The organism is Actinoplanes awajinensis subsp. mycoplanecinus, assembly GCF_001509495.1.
Lineage (GTDB): Bacteria > Actinomycetota > Actinomycetes > Mycobacteriales > Micromonosporaceae > Actinoplanes > Actinoplanes palleronii.
Genome location: NZ_LLZH01000299.1, coordinates 95,368 through 111,868 on the forward strand (window position 1 = coordinate 95,368; position 16,501 = coordinate 111,868).

General features: G+C 71.5%; 13 protein-coding genes. 8 read left to right on the forward strand and 5 right to left on the reverse strand.

Annotation, left to right across the window (positions count from 1 at the left end):
* Positions 1-42: 42 nt before the first annotated feature.
* Positions 43-2,352 carry a putative bifunctional diguanylate cyclase/phosphodiesterase gene (locus ADL15_RS35750; RefSeq protein WP_067700644.1) on the forward strand — a complete coding sequence of 770 codons (2,310 nt, stop codon included), beginning with the start codon at positions 43-45 and terminating at the stop codon, positions 2,350-2,352.
* 259 nt (positions 2,353-2,611) lie between these two features.
* Here the strand turns inward: ADL15_RS35750 and ADL15_RS35755 are convergent, their stop codons facing one another.
* Both ADL15_RS35755 and gndA read right to left on the reverse strand, forming a co-directional pair.
* Entirely contained in the window at positions 2,612-4,072 is a 1,461-nt protein-coding gene (locus ADL15_RS35755; RefSeq protein ID WP_157441811.1) for a hypothetical protein, read from the reverse strand.
* 467 nt (positions 4,073-4,539) lie between these two features.
* Positions 4,540-5,979 carry an NADP-dependent phosphogluconate dehydrogenase gene (gndA, locus tag ADL15_RS35765; protein WP_067700653.1) on the reverse strand — a complete coding sequence of 480 codons (1,440 nt, stop codon included), beginning with the start codon at positions 5,977-5,979 and terminating at the stop codon, positions 4,540-4,542.
* A gap of 212 nt (positions 5,980-6,191) precedes the next feature.
* On the opposite strand from gndA, the gene ADL15_RS35770 reads away from it, so the two are divergent.
* The 4 genes from ADL15_RS35770 (at position 6,192) to ADL15_RS35785 (ending at position 10,369) form a co-directional block, all read left to right on the forward strand.
* Positions 6,192-6,506 (forward strand): type II toxin-antitoxin system PemK/MazF family toxin, encoded by a 315-nt coding sequence (locus ADL15_RS35770; RefSeq protein ID WP_067700656.1) that lies wholly within the window; start codon positions 6,192-6,194, stop codon positions 6,504-6,506.
* A 163-nt stretch (positions 6,507-6,669) separates the two neighbouring features.
* A complete protein-coding gene (locus ADL15_RS35775; protein WP_067700658.1) occupies positions 6,670-8,088 on the forward strand; it encodes a PP2C family protein-serine/threonine phosphatase in 1,419 nt (472 codons plus the stop codon).
* A gap of 68 nt (positions 8,089-8,156) precedes the next feature.
* Complete coding sequence (locus tag ADL15_RS35780; RefSeq protein ID WP_157441812.1) at positions 8,157-9,395, forward strand: hypothetical protein; 1,239 nt, start codon at positions 8,157-8,159, stop codon at positions 9,393-9,395.
* A complete protein-coding gene (locus ADL15_RS35785) occupies positions 9,392-10,369 on the forward strand; it encodes a glutamate ABC transporter substrate-binding protein (RefSeq protein WP_067700665.1) in 978 nt (325 codons plus the stop codon). The genes ADL15_RS35780 and ADL15_RS35785 overlap by 4 nt, the downstream gene beginning before the upstream one ends.
* Positions 10,370-10,547: 178 nt before the next feature.
* Here ADL15_RS35785 and ADL15_RS35790 read toward each other — a convergent pair whose 3' ends face one another.
* Entirely contained in the window at positions 10,548-11,012 is a 465-nt protein-coding gene (locus ADL15_RS35790) for a GNAT family N-acetyltransferase (RefSeq protein ID WP_067700668.1), read from the reverse strand.
* A 184-nt stretch (positions 11,013-11,196) separates the two neighbouring features.
* Between ADL15_RS35790 and ADL15_RS35795 the strand changes: the two genes are divergently transcribed.
* Entirely contained in the window at positions 11,197-11,922 is a 726-nt protein-coding gene (locus tag ADL15_RS35795) for a hypothetical protein (RefSeq protein WP_067700671.1), read from the forward strand.
* 52 nt (positions 11,923-11,974) lie between these two features.
* Here ADL15_RS35795 and ADL15_RS35800 read toward each other — a convergent pair whose 3' ends face one another.
* Entirely contained in the window at positions 11,975-12,412 is a 438-nt protein-coding gene (locus ADL15_RS35800; protein WP_067700673.1) for a globin domain-containing protein, read from the reverse strand.
* 315 nt (positions 12,413-12,727) lie between these two features.
* On the opposite strand from ADL15_RS35800, the gene ADL15_RS35805 reads away from it, so the two are divergent.
* Positions 12,728-13,831: an alpha/beta fold hydrolase gene (locus ADL15_RS35805; RefSeq protein ID WP_067700703.1), complete on the forward strand. Its 1,104-nt coding sequence runs from the start codon at positions 12,728-12,730 to the stop codon at positions 13,829-13,831.
* Between the two features lie 121 nt (positions 13,832-13,952).
* On the opposite strand, the gene ADL15_RS35810 is transcribed toward ADL15_RS35805, so the two are convergent.
* Positions 13,953-15,320, reverse strand: coding sequence for an MFS transporter (locus tag ADL15_RS35810; RefSeq protein ID WP_067700676.1), 1,368 nt, complete (start codon positions 15,318-15,320; stop codon positions 13,953-13,955).
* 100 nt (positions 15,321-15,420) lie between these two features.
* Here ADL15_RS35810 and ADL15_RS35815 point away from each other — a divergent pair.
* A partial coding sequence (locus ADL15_RS35815) for a glycogen debranching protein (RefSeq protein ID WP_269748411.1) occupies positions 15,421-16,501 on the forward strand: 1,081 nt, incomplete at its 3' end.

Here is a 16,501-nt window from a genome sequence, read left to right on the forward strand (position 1 = left end):
GCCATCAAGGCAGCAGGTAGGCAAGGGAGCCGTACGAGAGCCATGAGCGCACGCGAGACCGCCGGTGACCGGCCACGATCCGGCGGGTTCGCGCCTGCCGTGGTCGCCTGCGCCGCCGCCCTCGCGGTGGTGGTGTGGCTCGTGTTCGGCGACCCGGCCGACCTGTACCTGGGGTTCGCCGGCGGTCCGCTCGCGATGGGCGCCGCGGTCCTCGCCTGTGCCCGGCTCGGCGCGGTGCCGCGGCTGCCCCGGCCGGTCCGCTCGTTCTGGCGGCAGCTGCAGTTCGCGGCGGTCTGCCTCTTCGTCGCCTCGGTCGTCTCGCTGCTGCGGGCGAACAACAACACCGGCCTGTCGCCGTACGTCGGCGTCCCGATGCTGGTCGGCATCGGGACCCTGATGGCCGCGTTCCTGCGCCTGCCGATCGGCGAGCGCACCACGATCGGCTGGGCCCGCGCGCTGCTCGACGGCGCCACCGTCGCCGTGGCCAGCACCCTGATCTTCTGGTACGTCGTCCTCGACCTGGCCCCGCCCGGCACCTCGCTGGTCGCCCGGGTGGCGGCCGCGGTGGTCGGGGTCAGCGGCGTGCTGCTGCTCGTGGTGATCGGCAAGGCGGCCGCCGCACCGGTCAGCGCCGTGCACCCGACCTCGCTGCGGGTGCTGGCCGTCGCGCCGCTCGTCGACGCGGCCGGCAGCACCCTGCTGATCGCCGGCGCCGAGCAGGGCCGCCTGGTGCTGTCCGTGATGGCCCTGCCGCTGGTCGGCGTGTCCCTGGCGGTCGCCGCCCACCTGCAGCGCCGCGCGCTCGGCGCCCCGCCGCAGCCGGCCAGCGGGGCGGTTCGCCGTTCGCTCTTCAACCTGCTGCCGTTCGCCGCGGTCACCGCGACCGCGGTCCTGGTGATCACGGTCAGCGCCCAGGACATGACCGGCCGGCAGCGCACCGTGATCATCGGGGCGGTGCTGATCGCCGGTTTCGTGGTCGCCCGTCAGCTGCTCAGCCTGCGGGAGAACAACGACGCGCTGCGCGGCATCCGCACCCAGCAGGCCGAGCTGGAACGGCTCGCGCTCACCGACAACCTGACCGGGCTGCCGAACCGCACCCGGTTCGCGGTCGCGCTCGGCGAACGGATCGACCTGTTCCAGCCGGCCACCGCGCTGCTGATCGACGTCGACGACTTCAAGATGATCAACGACACGCTCGGGCCGGCCGCCGGTGACCAGCTGCTCTACCACGTGGCGCAGCGCCTCCGCGAGCACTGCAAGCCCGGCGAGCTGCCCACCCGGCTCGGCGGCGACGAGTTCGCCGTCCTGCTGCCCAGTGACGACCCGGCCGAGGTCGAGGCGGCCGCGGCCCGGCTGCTGGCCGGCCTCGGTGAGCCGTTCCGGCTCGGTGACCAGCAGTTGCTGCTGCACGCCAGCGCCGGCATCGCGGTCGCCGCGGCCGGCGAGACCGCCGACGAGGTGCAGCGCAACGCGGACATCGCGATGTACGCCGCCAAGGAGTCCGGCAAGGCGTCCTGGGTCCGGTTCGAGCCGCAGATGCGCCAGGACATGGCCCACCACGCGCGGCTGGCCGGCGAGTTGCACGACGCGATCGTCCGGGGCGAGCTGCGCCTGGTCTACCAGCCGGTGTTCGACCTGTTCACCGGCCGGTTGCACGGAGCCGAGGCGCTGGTCCGCTGGCAGCACCCGACCCGCGGGTTCGTCTCGCCCGGCGACTTCATCCCGGTCGCCGAACGCTCCGGCCTGATCGTCCCGCTCGGCGCGTGGGTGCTGCGCGAGGCCTGCTCGCAGCTGTCCCGCTGGCGCTCCGAACACGGCGCGGGCGCGGTCGAGGCGATCAACGTGAACGTCGCGGTCCGCCAGCTGCGCGAGGCCGGCTTCGTCGACGAGGTCGCCGCCGTGCTCAGCGAGACCGGGCTGACCTCGCAGAACCTGATCCTCGAGGTCACCGAGTCGTCGGTGGTCGACGGCTGGCAGGTCCGCGAGACCCTGCAGTCGCTGCACGAGATGGGTGTCAAGCTGGCCCTCGACGACTTCGGCACCGGGCAGTCCTCGCTCAGCCTGCTCCGCGCGTTCCCGGTCGACGTCCTCAAACTGGACAAGTCGTTCGTCGACGGCATCGCCGACGGCACCGACCGGGGCCGCCTCGCGGTCGCCGCCGCGGTCGCCCAGCTCGCGGAATATCTGCAGCTCAAGGCGGTCGCCGAGGGCATCGAGAGCCAGGAGCAGCTGGATCGCCTGCGCGAGATGGGCTACCGCTACGGCCAGGGCTTCTTCATGGCCAAGCCACTGCCGGCCGAGGAATGCGGCCGCCTGATGTCCGCCGCGCCCCTCGAGGCCGCCGCCCCTTAACCCCTATTTGGTACGAATAGGGAGCGCCCGCCCGCAGGCTACAAGCCGAGTCCCGCCCGTGAGGCCACCGCAAGACCGCTACCCCTCCCGACCGCAGCGCGCCTCCCGGCCTCGGCTGGCTCCCAGGGGTGCCTCAGCCGGTGCGAAGCACCCCTGAGCACCAGCCGGTGTCCTGGGCGGGCGGGTCGCTGCCCGGTGGGTGGGGCTGGTTGTCAGGGGTGTCTCCGGGGGTGTGAGGCACCCCTGACAACCAGCCGGGTCAGTTGGTGACGGTGAGGGCGGACATGCCCGCGACGGCCAGGAGGTCGACGCCGGCCTCGCCGGCGGCCCAGCCGTTCGCGGTGAACGAGCGGCCCGGTGCGATGCCCTTGTGCGTCGAGCCGTCCAGGGTGACCTGGCCGGCGCCGGACTGCACCCGGACCCGGACCGGGGTCGACCCGGCCAGGTTCACGAGGAACTGGTCGACGCCACCGGTCATCCGGACCGGCATCAGCCCGTGCGGCTCCGGCAGGGTCAGGTCGATCCGGCTGGCGCCGCCGTTCAGGTCGACGGCGGCGAGGTCGGCGCCGGTCAGGTCGATCCGGCTGTGCGCGACCCCGCCGTCCACCCGCAGGGTCCAGCGGACCGCCGAGTTCAGCGTGATCGTCACGGCGGCCGAGCCGCCGCTGCCGTCCGAGCGCAGGCGCAGCTTGACCGCGTCACCGTCCTGGTCGACCGACGGGGTCAGGCCGCTGTCCGACGCGGTACTGACCCGGAACAGGTCGTCGCCGAGGTCGGCGGCGCTGAGCTGGACCAGGGTGGCGCTGTCGACCAGGTCGAAGGAGGCGGCGTCGAGGCCGTTCCGGGCCCCGGTCAGCGGCCCGGTGGCGTTCGGCCCGGCGCCCTCGGTCGGGCCGGCGTCCCCGGTCGGCTCGGCACCGCCGTTGTCCGCGGTCGGCTCGACGGCCGGCTCGGTGGTGGGCCGCGCCGTGGCGGCGGCCGCCTCCGGGGTCGGCTTCGCGGCGCGGGGTACCAGCAGGAACGCCGCGACCAGTCCGGCCAGCGCGACCGCGCCGGCGGCTATCAGCAGCGGTTTGCGCCGCCGGGCCGCGATCGGGAGGGGCTCGAGGTCCGGCGGAGCGCTCCAGCCGGGCAGCGGATACGCCGACGTGAACCCGGGATCGTCGAACGGATCACTGGCCGGCGGGTAGGCGATGCCCTTGACCGGTGTGAACCCGGTCGGATCGGTGTCCTCCTCGGCGAAGTCCACGGGTTCCGGCGCCGGCCACGCGGACGTCCGCTCGACCTCACTGACACCCGGCGCCGCCGGATCGGGCATCGGCAGTGTGGGCCGCGCGGTGGCAGCGGCAGGCCCGCCCTCGGCCACAGCAGCCGGTCCCGCCACAGCGCCCGGTCCCGCCACAGCGCCCTGTCCCGCCACAGCGGCCGGATCCGCCGCGGCAGCTTGATCCGCCGCGGCAGCTTGATCCGCCGCGGCAGCCTGATCAAAAGCGGCCCGATCGCGCGCGACCTCATCGCGCGCGGCCTGATCGAAAGCGGCCCGATCGCGCGCGACCTGATCGAGCGCGGCCTGGTCGAAAGCGGCCTGGTCGAGTGCGGCCTGATCGGCCGCCACCGGCGCGGGAGCGGGGATGCCGCCCGGCACCGGCTGGACACCTGTGGCGTAGCGGACCGCCCGATCTGGGTCGGTCTGCGGATTTTCGGCCGGAACCTCGGTCATCGTTCCTCCTGCGCCCCTGGTCTCGGCCATCACTACGCAGACGGGCGCCCACCGGATGGGTCCGCGCCGAAAGAGATCCCCTCGGCCGCGGCCCGCCCCCCGATCCCGGCTGGTGCCTACGGCTGCTTCGAGGGGCCGGAGGCAGCCGTCACCGCCAGCCGGGGCGCGGCGGGGCGCGCCTCCCGGTGGGTGGCTGGTTGTCAGGGGTGTCTCAGGGGGCCGGAGGCACCCCTGGAAGCCAGCCGGGGCAGCGAGGCGCGCCGCGGCCGGGAGTTGCCGCGGGTCTCGCGCGAGACCATCACGGGACGTGGCTCGTAGCCTGCGGACGGGCGCTCCGTATGCGTACCAAATAATGGTCGGGACCAGCGCGGATCCGCAGCAATCGGGGGCGGGCAGTGAGACGCCCCAGTCGTCGGCTTTGCCGAGCGGACGGCCGGGGCGCGGCTCATTGCGGAACGGTCAGCGGATCAGGCGTCGACCTCGGCGCGGTCGTCGGTCGCCCACAGGGTGTGGAACGAGCCGGGCTTGTCGATCCGGTGGTACGTGTGCGCGCCGAAGAAGTCGCGCTGGCCCTGGATCAGCGCGGCCGGGAGGCGCTTGGCGCGCAGGCCGTCGTAGTACGCCAGCGCGGACGCGAAGCCGGGCGCCGGGATGCCCTGCTGCGCCGCGGTGACCACGACGCGGCGCCAGGCGTCCTGCGCGCCGCTGACCGCGTCGAGGAAGTACTCGTCGACGAGCAGCGTGCTCAGCTGCGGGTTCTTGTCGTAGGCCTGCTTGATGAAGTCCAGGAACTTGGCCCGGATGATGCAGCCGGCCCGCCAGATCTTGGCCATCGCGCCCGGGTCGATCTCCCAGTCGTATTCCTTGCTGGCCGCCTGGATCTGCTGGAAGCCCTGGGCGTACGCCACGATCTTGGAGGCGAACAGCGCCTGCTCGACGTCGGCGCTGAGGTCGCCGCCGACGTGCTCGGCACCGGCCGAGGGACCCGGCAGGCCCGCGTCGGCGGCGGCCTTGCGGGCGTCGGCGCCGCCGGAGAGCGCCCGGGCGAAAACGGACTCGGCGATGCCGGAGACCGGCACACCCAGGTCCAGCGCCGCCTGTACGGTCCAGCGGCCGGTGCCCTTCTGCTCGGCCTGGTCCAGCACCACGTCGACGAACGGCTTGCCGGTGTCCGCGTCGTTCTGCTTGAGCACCTCGGCGGTGATCTCGATCAGGTACGACCCGAGCCGCCCCTCGTTCCACTCCCCGAACACGCCCGCGATCTCCTGCGGCGACAGCCCGCCGACCTGGCGCAGCAGGTCGTACGCCTCGGCGATCAGCTGCATGTCGGCGTACTCGATGCCGTTGTGCACCATCTTCACGAAGTGACCGGCGCCGTCCGGGCCGACGTGCACGCAGCACGGCTCCCCGTCGACCTTCGCGGCGATGTCCTCGAGCAGCGGCCCGAGCGCCTCGTAGGACTCCTTCGGCCCGCCCGGCATGATGCTCGGCCCGTGCAGCGCGCCCTCCTCGCCACCGGACACCCCGGCACCGACGAAGTGCAGCCCCTTGGCCTTGAGCGCGGCCTCCCGGCGACGGGTGTCCGCGAAGTGCGCGTTACCCGCGTCGATCAGCATGTCGCCCTCCTCGAGGAGAGGGGCGAACTCGTCGATCACGGCGTCGGTGGCCGGGCCGGCCTTCACCATGATCACCACGCGGCGCGGGCGTTCCAGGCTCGCCACGAACTGCTCCGCGCTCTCCGCGGGCAGGAACGTGCCCTCATGACCGAACTCCTCGACCAGCTCCTTGGTGCGGCCGTAGGACCGGTTGTGCAACGCCACGGTGTGACCGTGCCGGGCAAAGTTGCGGGCCAGGTTGCGGCCCATCACCGCAAGGCCGGTGACTCCAATTTGCGCCTTCTGCGACATTCCTGCGTCCTTTCGTAACCGGCCCGTGACGGGCCCCGCGGTCAGTTCTACGGGATCCGGCGGGCGACAGTTCGATCACGTCCACGTAATGAACAGCTCGCCACCGAGCGTAACGGTGATCCGTGCACCCCACCGCCGGGGCGCGGATCAGTGCGGCGGTACGCTTCCTGCCATGCCGAACCGGACCGTGCCGTCATCCGGTCGGTGCTGACGTGCGCCGGGGCGAGATCTGGACGATCGGTGACCGATCCGATCTGCGCTACCGGGTGCTGGTGCTCTCCACCGACAGTTACAACGAGCGGGACAATGCCTCGCCGTACTGTGCGCCGATCGTCCGGCAGCGGGGCGTGACCGAGCTCCCGCCGTTCGCGGTCGCCCTCACCGAGCAGGATCCGATCACCGGGGTCGTGGTGGTGAACCGGATGCGCCGCCTGCCGGCCTCGGTCGGCGCCGAGCGGATCGGCATGGTGACCGGTGCCAGCATGGCCCGGTTGGCCGACGCGGTGCGGGACCTCTTCGAGCTTTAGCCGCCGATCTATCCCCGTGGGCCCCCCGAAAGCCGGACGCCCGACCGGGTGACCCGGGCGTGGAAGGCCGCAGGCAGCGGCCGGGCCCGGATGATCGGGGGATGTGATCGCCGGTGCGCTCGCGTAAGTCTGGAACCCGGACAGTGGACGGGGAAGGACACGTGTGGGCGGTCAGACGCTGAGCGGGCAGCAGTCGGTAGCGGTCGCCGAGCGGGCGGCCGCCGTCGAACGAGCGGTCGGCCTGCTCGCCGGCCGGGCCCGCTGCCGGGTCGTCGACGCGTACCGCCATCTGTTGCGGGTGGCGGCCGAGCATCGCTGCGATCCGGCCGACGTGGCCGCGCGGGTGATCGCCGTGCTGGACCGCGCGGACGGTCCGCCGCCGCTCGGCTCGGCCGGCCTGGTCGTCGACCGGCTCGCCGAGGTGGAGGAGCTGGCGAACCTCGGCTGGGGCGAGTGGGATCTGGTCACCGGTGAGATCTACTGGTCGCCGCAGCTCTATCGGATCTACCAACGGGATCCGGCGCTCGGCCCGCTGAGCCTGACCGAGGGCCGGCGCACCGGGGTCACCGACGACCTGTCGATGCGCGAGGCCGTGCTCGCCGCGTCCGGCGGCAAGGACCGGTTCGAGCTGATCAAGCGGGTCCGGATCGGTGGCCGGATCCGGCGGCTGCGGACCGTCGCCGACACCGTCCGGGACGCCGAGGGCCGGCCGATCCGGCTCTTCGGCATCGTCCAGGACGTCACCGGCCAGCACGTCAGCGCGCAGCACCTGGCCGAGGTCGAGCTCCAGCTGGAGGAGCAGCGGCAGGCCGCCAGCGCCGAGCACGACCTGGCCCTGAAGCTGCAGGAGATCATCCTGCCGATACCGGACGAGCCGATCGAGCTGCCCGGGCTCAAGGCCGCGGTCCGTTACCTGCCGGCCGGGCAGGAGACCATGGTCGGCGGGGACTGGTACCACGCGGCCGAGCTGCGCGACGGCACCGTGCTGCTCGCGGTCGGCGACGTGGCCGGGCACGGCACCCAGGCGGCCAGCAACATGGCTCAGCTGCGGCACGCGCTGCGCGCGCTGACCGTCGTCGACGGCGACCCGGCCACCCTGCTCACCAACCTGAACCGGCTCACCTGCGAGCTGGAACGGGAGACCCCGGAGCTGGCCGCGACCGCGGTGATCGCCCGGTTCGACCCGTTCCGGCAGGAGCTGACCTGGGCGCAGGCCGGGCACCCGCCCCCGCTGCTGTGCCGCAACGGCCGGACCGTGCCGCTGTCCCGCCCGGCCGGTCCGATGCTCGGCGTGCTCGAGGACGCCCGGTACGGCTCTGCGGTCACCGCGTTCCTCCCCAGCGACGTCCTGCTGCTCTACACCGACGGGTTGATCGAGTACCGCGGGCAGAGCCTGGACGCCGGGCTGGACGCCGTGATCGCCGCCGTCGACGACGCCGTCCGGATCGCGCCGCACCAGCCGCTCGCCGAGCTGGTCGGCCGGTTGCGCCGGGCCAACCCGGACGACGACACGTGCATCCTGGCGGCCCGGTCGTCCACCGGGACGACCCGTGACCTGCGCCATCTGATCGGCCGCATCTGATCACTCGGGGTGTTGCCACCGCACCGTATCGTCATCGGCAGTCGTCGGTGTCATCTCGGGGGTGGGCGTTGCCGATTGTCGATCGCCGTCTGACCACACCGGACCTGTACCGGTTGATCGCCGCTGCCCTGATCGTGCTCGGACTGGGCCTCGGCGGGACCGCGCTGGCCACCGTGCACCAGCGGGCCGCGCTGACCAGGGACATCACTGCGGTGACCGGGCCGCTCAGCGTCGGCGTGCAGGATCTGTACCGGTCACTGTCCGATGCGGACGCCACCGCGGCCACCGCGTTCCTCACCAGCGGCGCCGAGCCGGCCGAGCTGCGGCAGCGCTACCTCGACGACCTGGCCCGGGCGGGTGCGGCGCTGACCGCCGCGACCCGGAACGCCGACGACGCGGACGCGGCCCGGCTCGCGGTGCTCACCGATCAGCTGCCGGTCTACACCGGACTGGTGGAGACGGCCCGGTCGTACAACCGGCTCGGGGTGCCGCTCGGCGGGGCGTACCTGCGGGAGGCGTCCGGGCTGATGCGCCACACGCTGCTGCCGCAGGCGCAGGGCCTGTTCGAGTCGGCGCAGGGCCGGCTGTCCGCCGCGCAGCGCGACGCGGTCGGCTTCCCCTGGGCGGTGCTGCTGCTCGGCCTGCTCACCGTGGCCGGGCTGGTCTACGCCCAGGTGCTGCTGGCCCGCCGGACCAACCGGGTGTTCAACCTCGGGCTGGTCGCGGCGAGCCTCGTCGCGCTGCTCGCGCTGGTCTGGTCGGCCGCCGGGCTGAGCGCCGCGGCGAGCCGGGTCGACGCGGGCCGGGGTGACGGTTCGGCGCTGGTCTCGGTGCTGGCCGGTGCCCGGCGCGCCGCCCTGCAGGCCCGGGCCGACGAGGCGCTCACGCTGATCGCCCGGGGCAGTGGCGCCGCGTTCGAGAAGGACTACCGGGTGGTCGCACAGGACCTGGCCGGGCTGCTCGGCACGGCCGCCGACCGGGCACCGGAAGCGGACCGGGCGGTGATCCTGGCGGCCCGTGACCACGCGGTCCGGTGGGGTGAGCTGCACGACGGGATGCGGGCGCTCGACGACAAGGGCGACTACCTGGCCGCGGTGGCGAAGGCGAGCGCGACCGGCGCGGCCTTCACGGAACTGGACGCCGCGATGACCAGCGCGCTGGCCACCGCCAACGACCGGGTGGACCGGCAGGCCGGGCACGGCGGGGGCGCGCTGACCGGGCTCGAGGTCGGGTTGCTGCTGCTCACCGCGGGGCTGGTCACCGCGATCGTGCTGGGGTTCCGTCCCCGGATCGGAGAGTACCGATGACCGCTGGTAGGTCGATCCTCGCCCTGGTCATGGTGCTCGCCGTGGTCGCCGGCTGTAGCGCCGAGGCCCGCCCGCAGCCGCCGACCTCGGGCGCCCGGGCCGCTCTGCCGCTGCCGGAGAACGTGCAGGACCCGGCGGTGGTCCCGAGTGCCGCCCCGGTGCCGGACTGTGTGCCGCGGGCCAGCCTGCGCCCGTCCGGCACGCTGCCGAAGGCGGGCCGGATGCCGGCCGGCAGCACGATGGCGAAGATCGCCGCCCGGGGCCGGTTGATCGTCGGGATCGACCAGAACGCGTACCTGTTCGGCTACCGCGACCCGGCCACCGGCGAGCTGGTCGGCTTCGAGATCGACATCGCGCACGCGGTGGCCAAGGCGATCTTCGGCGACCCCGACAAGATCCAGTTCCAGGCGATCACCACGGCCGACCGGATCCCGGTGATCCAGAAGGGCAGCGTCGACATGGTGGTCCGGACCATGTCGATGACCTGCGAACGCTGGCAGCAGGTGTCGTTCTCCACGGAATACCTCACCTCGCACCAGCGCCTGCTGGTCCGCCGCGGCTCCGGGATCCGCGAGTTCACCGACCTGGCCGGCCGCAAGGTGTGCGCGACCCGGGGCAGCACCAGCATCGTCACCATCGCGGCCCAGCCGTCCAAGCCGGTCCCGGTGGCCACCGACAGCACGCTGGACTGCCTGGTCATGCTCCAGCAGGGCCAGGTCGACGCGGTGTCCACGATCGACGTGCTGCTCGCCGGGCTCGCCGCGCAGGATCCGTCGACCGAGGTGGTCGGCAGGTTCAGCTCCGACGAGCCGTCCGGCATCGGCATCGCCAAGACCTCACCGGACCTGGTCCGCTTCGTCAACGGCGTCCTCGACACGATGCGCGCGGACGGCTCCTGGACCAAGATCTACCAGCGCTGGCTGACCCCGCTCGGCCCCGCCCCGGCGCCACCGGTCCCGGTTTATCAAAACTGATTTTCCGGTACGGATACCGAGCGCCCGTCCGCAGGCCACGAGCCGAGTCCCGCCCGTGAGGCCGCCGCGAGGCCGCGGCCCGCTCCCGGCCGCGGCGCGCCTCCGGGCCTCGGCTGCTGCTCAGGGGTGTCTCCACCGCCGTGAGACACCCCTGGGCACCAGCCGGGGGCCGGGACGGTCAGTGCTCCTTGGTGAGGTGGACCAGGGTGAGGTCGGGGCGGATCTGCTCGCGGTGGGTCTCCTCGTAGCCGCGGCGTTCGTAGAGCCGGATGTTCGCTTTGCTCAGGTGGCCGGTGAACAGCGCGAACCACTCGGCGCGCCCCTCCGCGGCCTCCTCGATCGCGACCAGCAGCCGGCTGCCGATGCCCAGGCCCTGCTGGTCGGGTGCGACGGTGAGCCGGCCGATGCGCAGGACGGTGCCGTCCATCCGGCCACGGACCGCGCCGACGATCCGGTGCCCGCGGGTGGCCTTCAGCGCCAGGTCGTCGTCGAGCTCGGCGATCAGCTCCTCGAAGGACTGGGTCAGCGGCGGGAGGTGCGGGTCGTCGTACGTCTGCGCCTCGACGACGTAGGCCGCGAGCTGCAGGGTGAAGAGCTCCCCGGCGTCGTCCGGTTCGACCGGGCCGATCACGATCTCGTCCATCAGGCCATCATTCGCCGTGCCCGCCGATTTGGCACGGTGTCCCGGCGAAACCCGCCGCCGAGCCGCGTCCGGAGATCATGGTCACTCGATCCGAGGTGGTGCGGTGGCGACCCGATATCCTCACGCCCGCACACCCGGGGCCTGAGCTCCGGGCCGCCACATACCCTCGGGGGAAACCGCACTCATGAAGGCCGTCTCTCGCGCCGCCCTGGCCGCGCTCACCGTCACCGCCGCCCTGCTCGCCGGGTGCAGCAGCAACGACGACAAGGCGCCGGCCGCCGCCGCGTCTGCCGCACCCGCCGGCAACGGGATCGCCGACCTGGAGGGCGCCGCGATCCTGGACAAGGCCAAGACCGCGCTCAAGGCCGCGAAGTCGTTCCACGTCAAGGGCGCGATCAGCCAGGACGAGTCGGTGACCAACCTCGACCTGAAGATCGCCGGCACCGACGTCGGCGGTTCGATCGACTTCGGCGGCGCGAAGCTCGAGCTGCTCTCGGTCGGCGGCAACCGTTACATGCGCCCGAACGCGGCGTTCTGGACGATGATGGACTCGTCCGGCCAGATGGCGAAGACCCTCGGCTCGGCGGTCGGCACCAAGTGGATCAAGCCGTCCAGCCAGGACACCAGCCTCGGCGCGTTCTTCGGCGCGGCCGATGTCGACGAGCTGCTCAAGCCGTCCGGCACGCTGACCAAGGGCGAGGCCAAGACGATCGACGGCGTGCCGGCCATCGGCCTGGTCGACGGCGACGACAAGGACACCGTGCTCTACGTCGCGACGACGGGCGAGCCGTACCCGCTGAAGATGGAGCGCCCGGCGCCGGAGGGCCTGACCTTCTCCGAGTTCGGCCAGACCTTCGCCGAGATCAAGGAGCCGGCCGCCACCGACGTCATCGAGATGCCCAAGCAGTAAACCCCGGGCGGTCAGGGCATCTGCCTGGATCATCCGGCACGCGGCAACCGGATTACCGCCACGACCAGTGCGGCATCCGGGCGTTCTCCGGGACGACCGCTGACGGCGGCATGTACGTGTCGACCTCGGCGACCGCGGCCAGCATGTAGTCGTGCAGCGCCGCCCGCAGCGCCGGATCCGCCGGGAGCGTGGCCACGACCGCTTCGTCGAACACCTCCGCGAACCGGGTCGAGAGCGCGTGGTCCCCGCCCTGGCCGGCGTGCACCCGCAGCATCGCGGAGTGGCCGCCGGCGTGCGCGGAGAAGACCGGTGGGCCGCCGAGCACCTCGCCCCAGTAGTCGGCGAGGCGCTGGACGTGCTCCGGGTTGCCGGTGTGCGAGAACGGGTGCTCCAGGATCGGGTCGGCGAGGCACCGGGCGTGGAAGTCGGCCGCCAGGGCCAGCATCGCGGGGGCGCCGCCGGCCGCGTCGTACAGGGTGGGACGTGCCATCCGCCCATCTAACCATCGTACAAAAAAAGATTGTGACAAAGACCGAAAGCGATCCTGATAAATCAGACGTATTTCGGAAGGAACGTCGGCCCGGAGACGGAGAATGATCTAATAGCTGCCGGATAACCGTATGTGAAGGACCGATTAAATCGATCTTTCTGATGATCTTCGGCCATCATCCTAGTGACGTGCGCGGATGTCTGAAGGGTCACGGATCTCTGTCCGTGAATGCACAGCGCTTCGCTGTGATCGGCATTACGCTGTGCCATCTGCCGATCATCTACTTCGGAGATTCCCATTCGGAACGGGGTGTCCATGAACAAAATCCTTCGCCTACTCCTCGCCACGCTGCTGAGCGTGTGCGGGGTGGCCGTCACGACCGCTCACCCAGCGTCCGCGGCCCTGGCGTCCGGCACGGTCCTGACCAGCACGGCCGCCACCCTCCCGGCCGAGCTGTCCGCACTGGCCACCGGGAAGCGCGTCCAGTACGTGACCACGTCCATCACCGGGAGCATCACCACCTCGACCGGCCTGGTGCTCACGCCGAAGACCGGGAAGAAGAACAAGGTGGTCGCGTGGGCGCACGGCACCACCGGCCTGGCCTACCAGTGCGCGCCCTCGATCAACCAGAGCGTGTTCTGGAACGAGGCCCGGATCGCGGTCGCCGAGCTGCTCAGCCGGGGCTGGACGGTGACCGCCACCGATTATCCGGGGCTGGGCACCGCCGGGCCGCATCCGTATCTGATCGGCAACCCGGAGGCCCGGGCGATCATCGACAGCGTCAAGGCGGCCCGCAACCTGGACTCCGCGCTGAGCACCCAGTACGTCATCGACGGCCACTCACAGGGCGGCCAGGGCGCGCTGTTCGCCAGCCAGATCGCCCCGTCCTACGACGGGAACCTGGTGCTCAAGGGCACCTCGGCGATCGCGCCGGTCTCCAACACCGACATCCTGGTGCCGCTGATCCCGGGCACCGAGGGGCAGGGTTACCTGGTGATGGCGCTGTATGGACTGAACGCCGTCGATCCGAGCGTGCAGCCGCTGACCATCCTGGCCGCGCCGGCCAAGGCCAAACTGGGTGTGCTCACCACCGGCTGCCTCAACGAGATCCTCGCCGCCTACCAGAACCTGACCGCGTCCCAGCTTGTCGTCGGCGGCACGGTGCCGAACTCGGTGCTGGCCAAGTTCGCCCAGTATGACAATCCGGCGCAGACCGCGCCGAGCGCCCCGATCCTGATCGTGCAGGGGACCGACGACGAAGCGGTGCCCTATTTCATCACCGCGGACTACCTGATCCCGCAGCTGCAGGCGTACAGCCAGCCGGTCCAGTTCGAGGTTATCCCGGGGGCGACCCACGACACCTCGGTGATCCTCTCCGCCGACCTGGTCGCCGACTGGATCGCGACCCGCTTCTCCTGATCTTCGCTTCTCCTGAACTGATTCTCCTGATCTTTGCTTTGACGGCCCGGCGGTTCGCCGCCGGGCCGCTTCCGCCTGCGGTTCGACCTTTTCCGGTACGTCGTGAGCGTTCAGCGGACGCTCACGACGCCACGGTCTCCGGTGTCCGCGCCGCGTGGCCGCGTGCCCACTCGCCGGTGCTCGCCCGGCCCAGCACCAGCACCGCGACGCCCAGCCCGACCAGGATCCACCAGCCGGCCTGTCCGCTGCCGCTGGCCAGCACCGCGCCGATCACCGCGACCCCGAGCGCGCTGCCGACCTGCCGGCTGGTCGAGGCGATCGCGGCGGCCACCCCGGCGCGTTCCCGTGGCATCCCGGACACCGCGGTGTTCGTGATCGGCGTGTTCACCATCGCGAACCCCATCCCGAACAGCAGATACCCGACGAGCAGCTGCCAGATCGGGGTGCCGGCGCCGGCCCAGGTCAACGGCACCATGCCGAGCGCCATCCCGGCGCCGGCCAGCTGCAGCGGCAGCCGGGTGCCGCGCGCGCCGACCAGCCGGCCGGCCAGCGGCGAGAACAGCGCGGTCGCACCGGCCATCGGCAGCGTGTAGAGACCGGCCTGCAGCGCCGACAGCCCGCGGGTCTCCTGCAGGTAGAGCGTGTTGAGGAAGAGGAACCCGCCGAGCGCCCCGAACGCGCAGACCGCGATCAGCACCGCGCCGGAGAACGGCGGGCTGCGGAACAGCTGGAGATCGATGAGTGGTTCCGCGCGGCGCGGCTCCCACCACAGCAACGTGACGAGCGCGCCGATCCCGATCACGAAGCACCCGATGATCTGCGGGGAGACCCAGCCCGCGCCCGGCCCCTCGATGATCCCGAAGGTGATCCCGGCCAGCAGCAGGAACACCAGGACCTGGCCGACGGGGTCGAGCCGCCGTGGCCGCGGCGCCCGGGACTCCGGCACGAACAGCGCGGTGAGGATCAGCGCGCCGACGCCGACCGGCACGTTGATCCAGAAGATCGACCGCCAGCCGAACCCGTGCACCAGGAAACCGCCGACCAGCGGCCCGATCGCCATGCCGAAGCCGACCACCGCGCTCCACACGCCGATCGCCCGGGCCCGCTCGCGCGGCTCGGTGAACGTGTTCGTGATGATCGACATGGCCACCGGGTTCAGCATCGAGCCGCCGATCGCCTGCAGCATCCGGGCCGCGATCAGCCAGCCCAGGCCGGGCGCGACGCTGCACAGCAGGGAACCGGCGGTGAAGACGGCCAGCCCGGTCTGGAACACCCGGCGGCGCCCGATCCGGTCGGCCGTCGAACCCGACAGCACCAGCAGGCTGGCCAGCACCAACGTGTACGCGTCGATGGTCCACTGCAAGCCGGAGACCGAGGCGCCGAGGTCCTCCCGGATGGCCGGCAGGGCGATGTTCATGATGGTGACGTCCAGGCTGATGATCAGCAGGCTCATGCAGCAGATCGCGAGGACGAGGTAGCGGCGGGGCACGGCTCAGTTGTACCCGTGCACCTGCCGAATCCACGTCCGGGACCTTGGTCACATCGACACGGTGTTTCCCGGAAGACACGATGTGGGCATGGTGGGCTCCATGAAAATCTGGCCGGGCAACCCGTATCCGCTGGGTGCGACCTACGACGGTGGCGGCACGAACTTCGCCATCTTCAGTGAGGCCGCCGAGCGGGTCGAGCTGTGTCTGTTCGACGACGACGGCAACGAGACCCGGGTCGACCTGCCCGAACGCGAGGCACTGGTGTGGCACGGGTACCTGCCCCGGGTCGTCCCCGGACAGCGGTACGGCTACCGCGTGCACGGGCCGTACGACCCGTCGCGGGGGCTGCGGTGCAACCCGAGCAAGTTGCTGCTCGACCCGTACGCGAAGGCGATCGACGGGAACAACGACTGGGATCAGGCGCTGTTCTCGTACAACTTCGGTGAGCCGGAGTCGTACAACGACCTCGACTCGGCGCCGTTCGCCCAGCGCTCCGTGGTGATCAACCCGTTCTTCGACTGGGGCAACGACCGCCCGTTGAAGGTGCCGATGTGGCAGACGGTGATCTACGAGGCGCACGTCAAGGGCATGACCATCCGGCACCCGGACATCCCCGAGGACGTGCGGGGCACGTACTCGGGTCTCGCCCACCCCGCGATGATCAAGTACCTGAAGAACCTCGGGATCACCGCCGTCGAGCTGATGCCGGTGCACCAGTTCGTGCACGACAGCGGCCTGATCGAACGCGGACTCACGAACTACTGGGGTTACAACACCATCGGCTTCTTCGCCCCGCACAACGGCTACGCCTCGTTCGGCGGCAGCGGCGGGCAGGTGCAGGAGTTCAAGTCGATGGTCAAGGCGCTGCACCAGGCCGGCATCGAAGTGATCCTGGATGTGGTCTACAACCACACCGCCGAGGGCAACCACCTCGGCCCCACGCTGTCGTTCCGGGGTGTCGACAACCCGGCGTACTACCGGCTGGTCGACACCGACAAGCAGTTCTACTACGACACCACGGGCACCGGGAACAGCCTGAACGTGCGGCACCACGAGTCGCTGCGGCTGATCATGGATTCGTTGCGGTACTGGGTGACCGAGATGCACGTGGACGGGTTCCGCTTCGACCTGGCCTCGGCCCTGGCCCGGGAGTTCCACGAGGTGGACCGGCTGGCGGCGT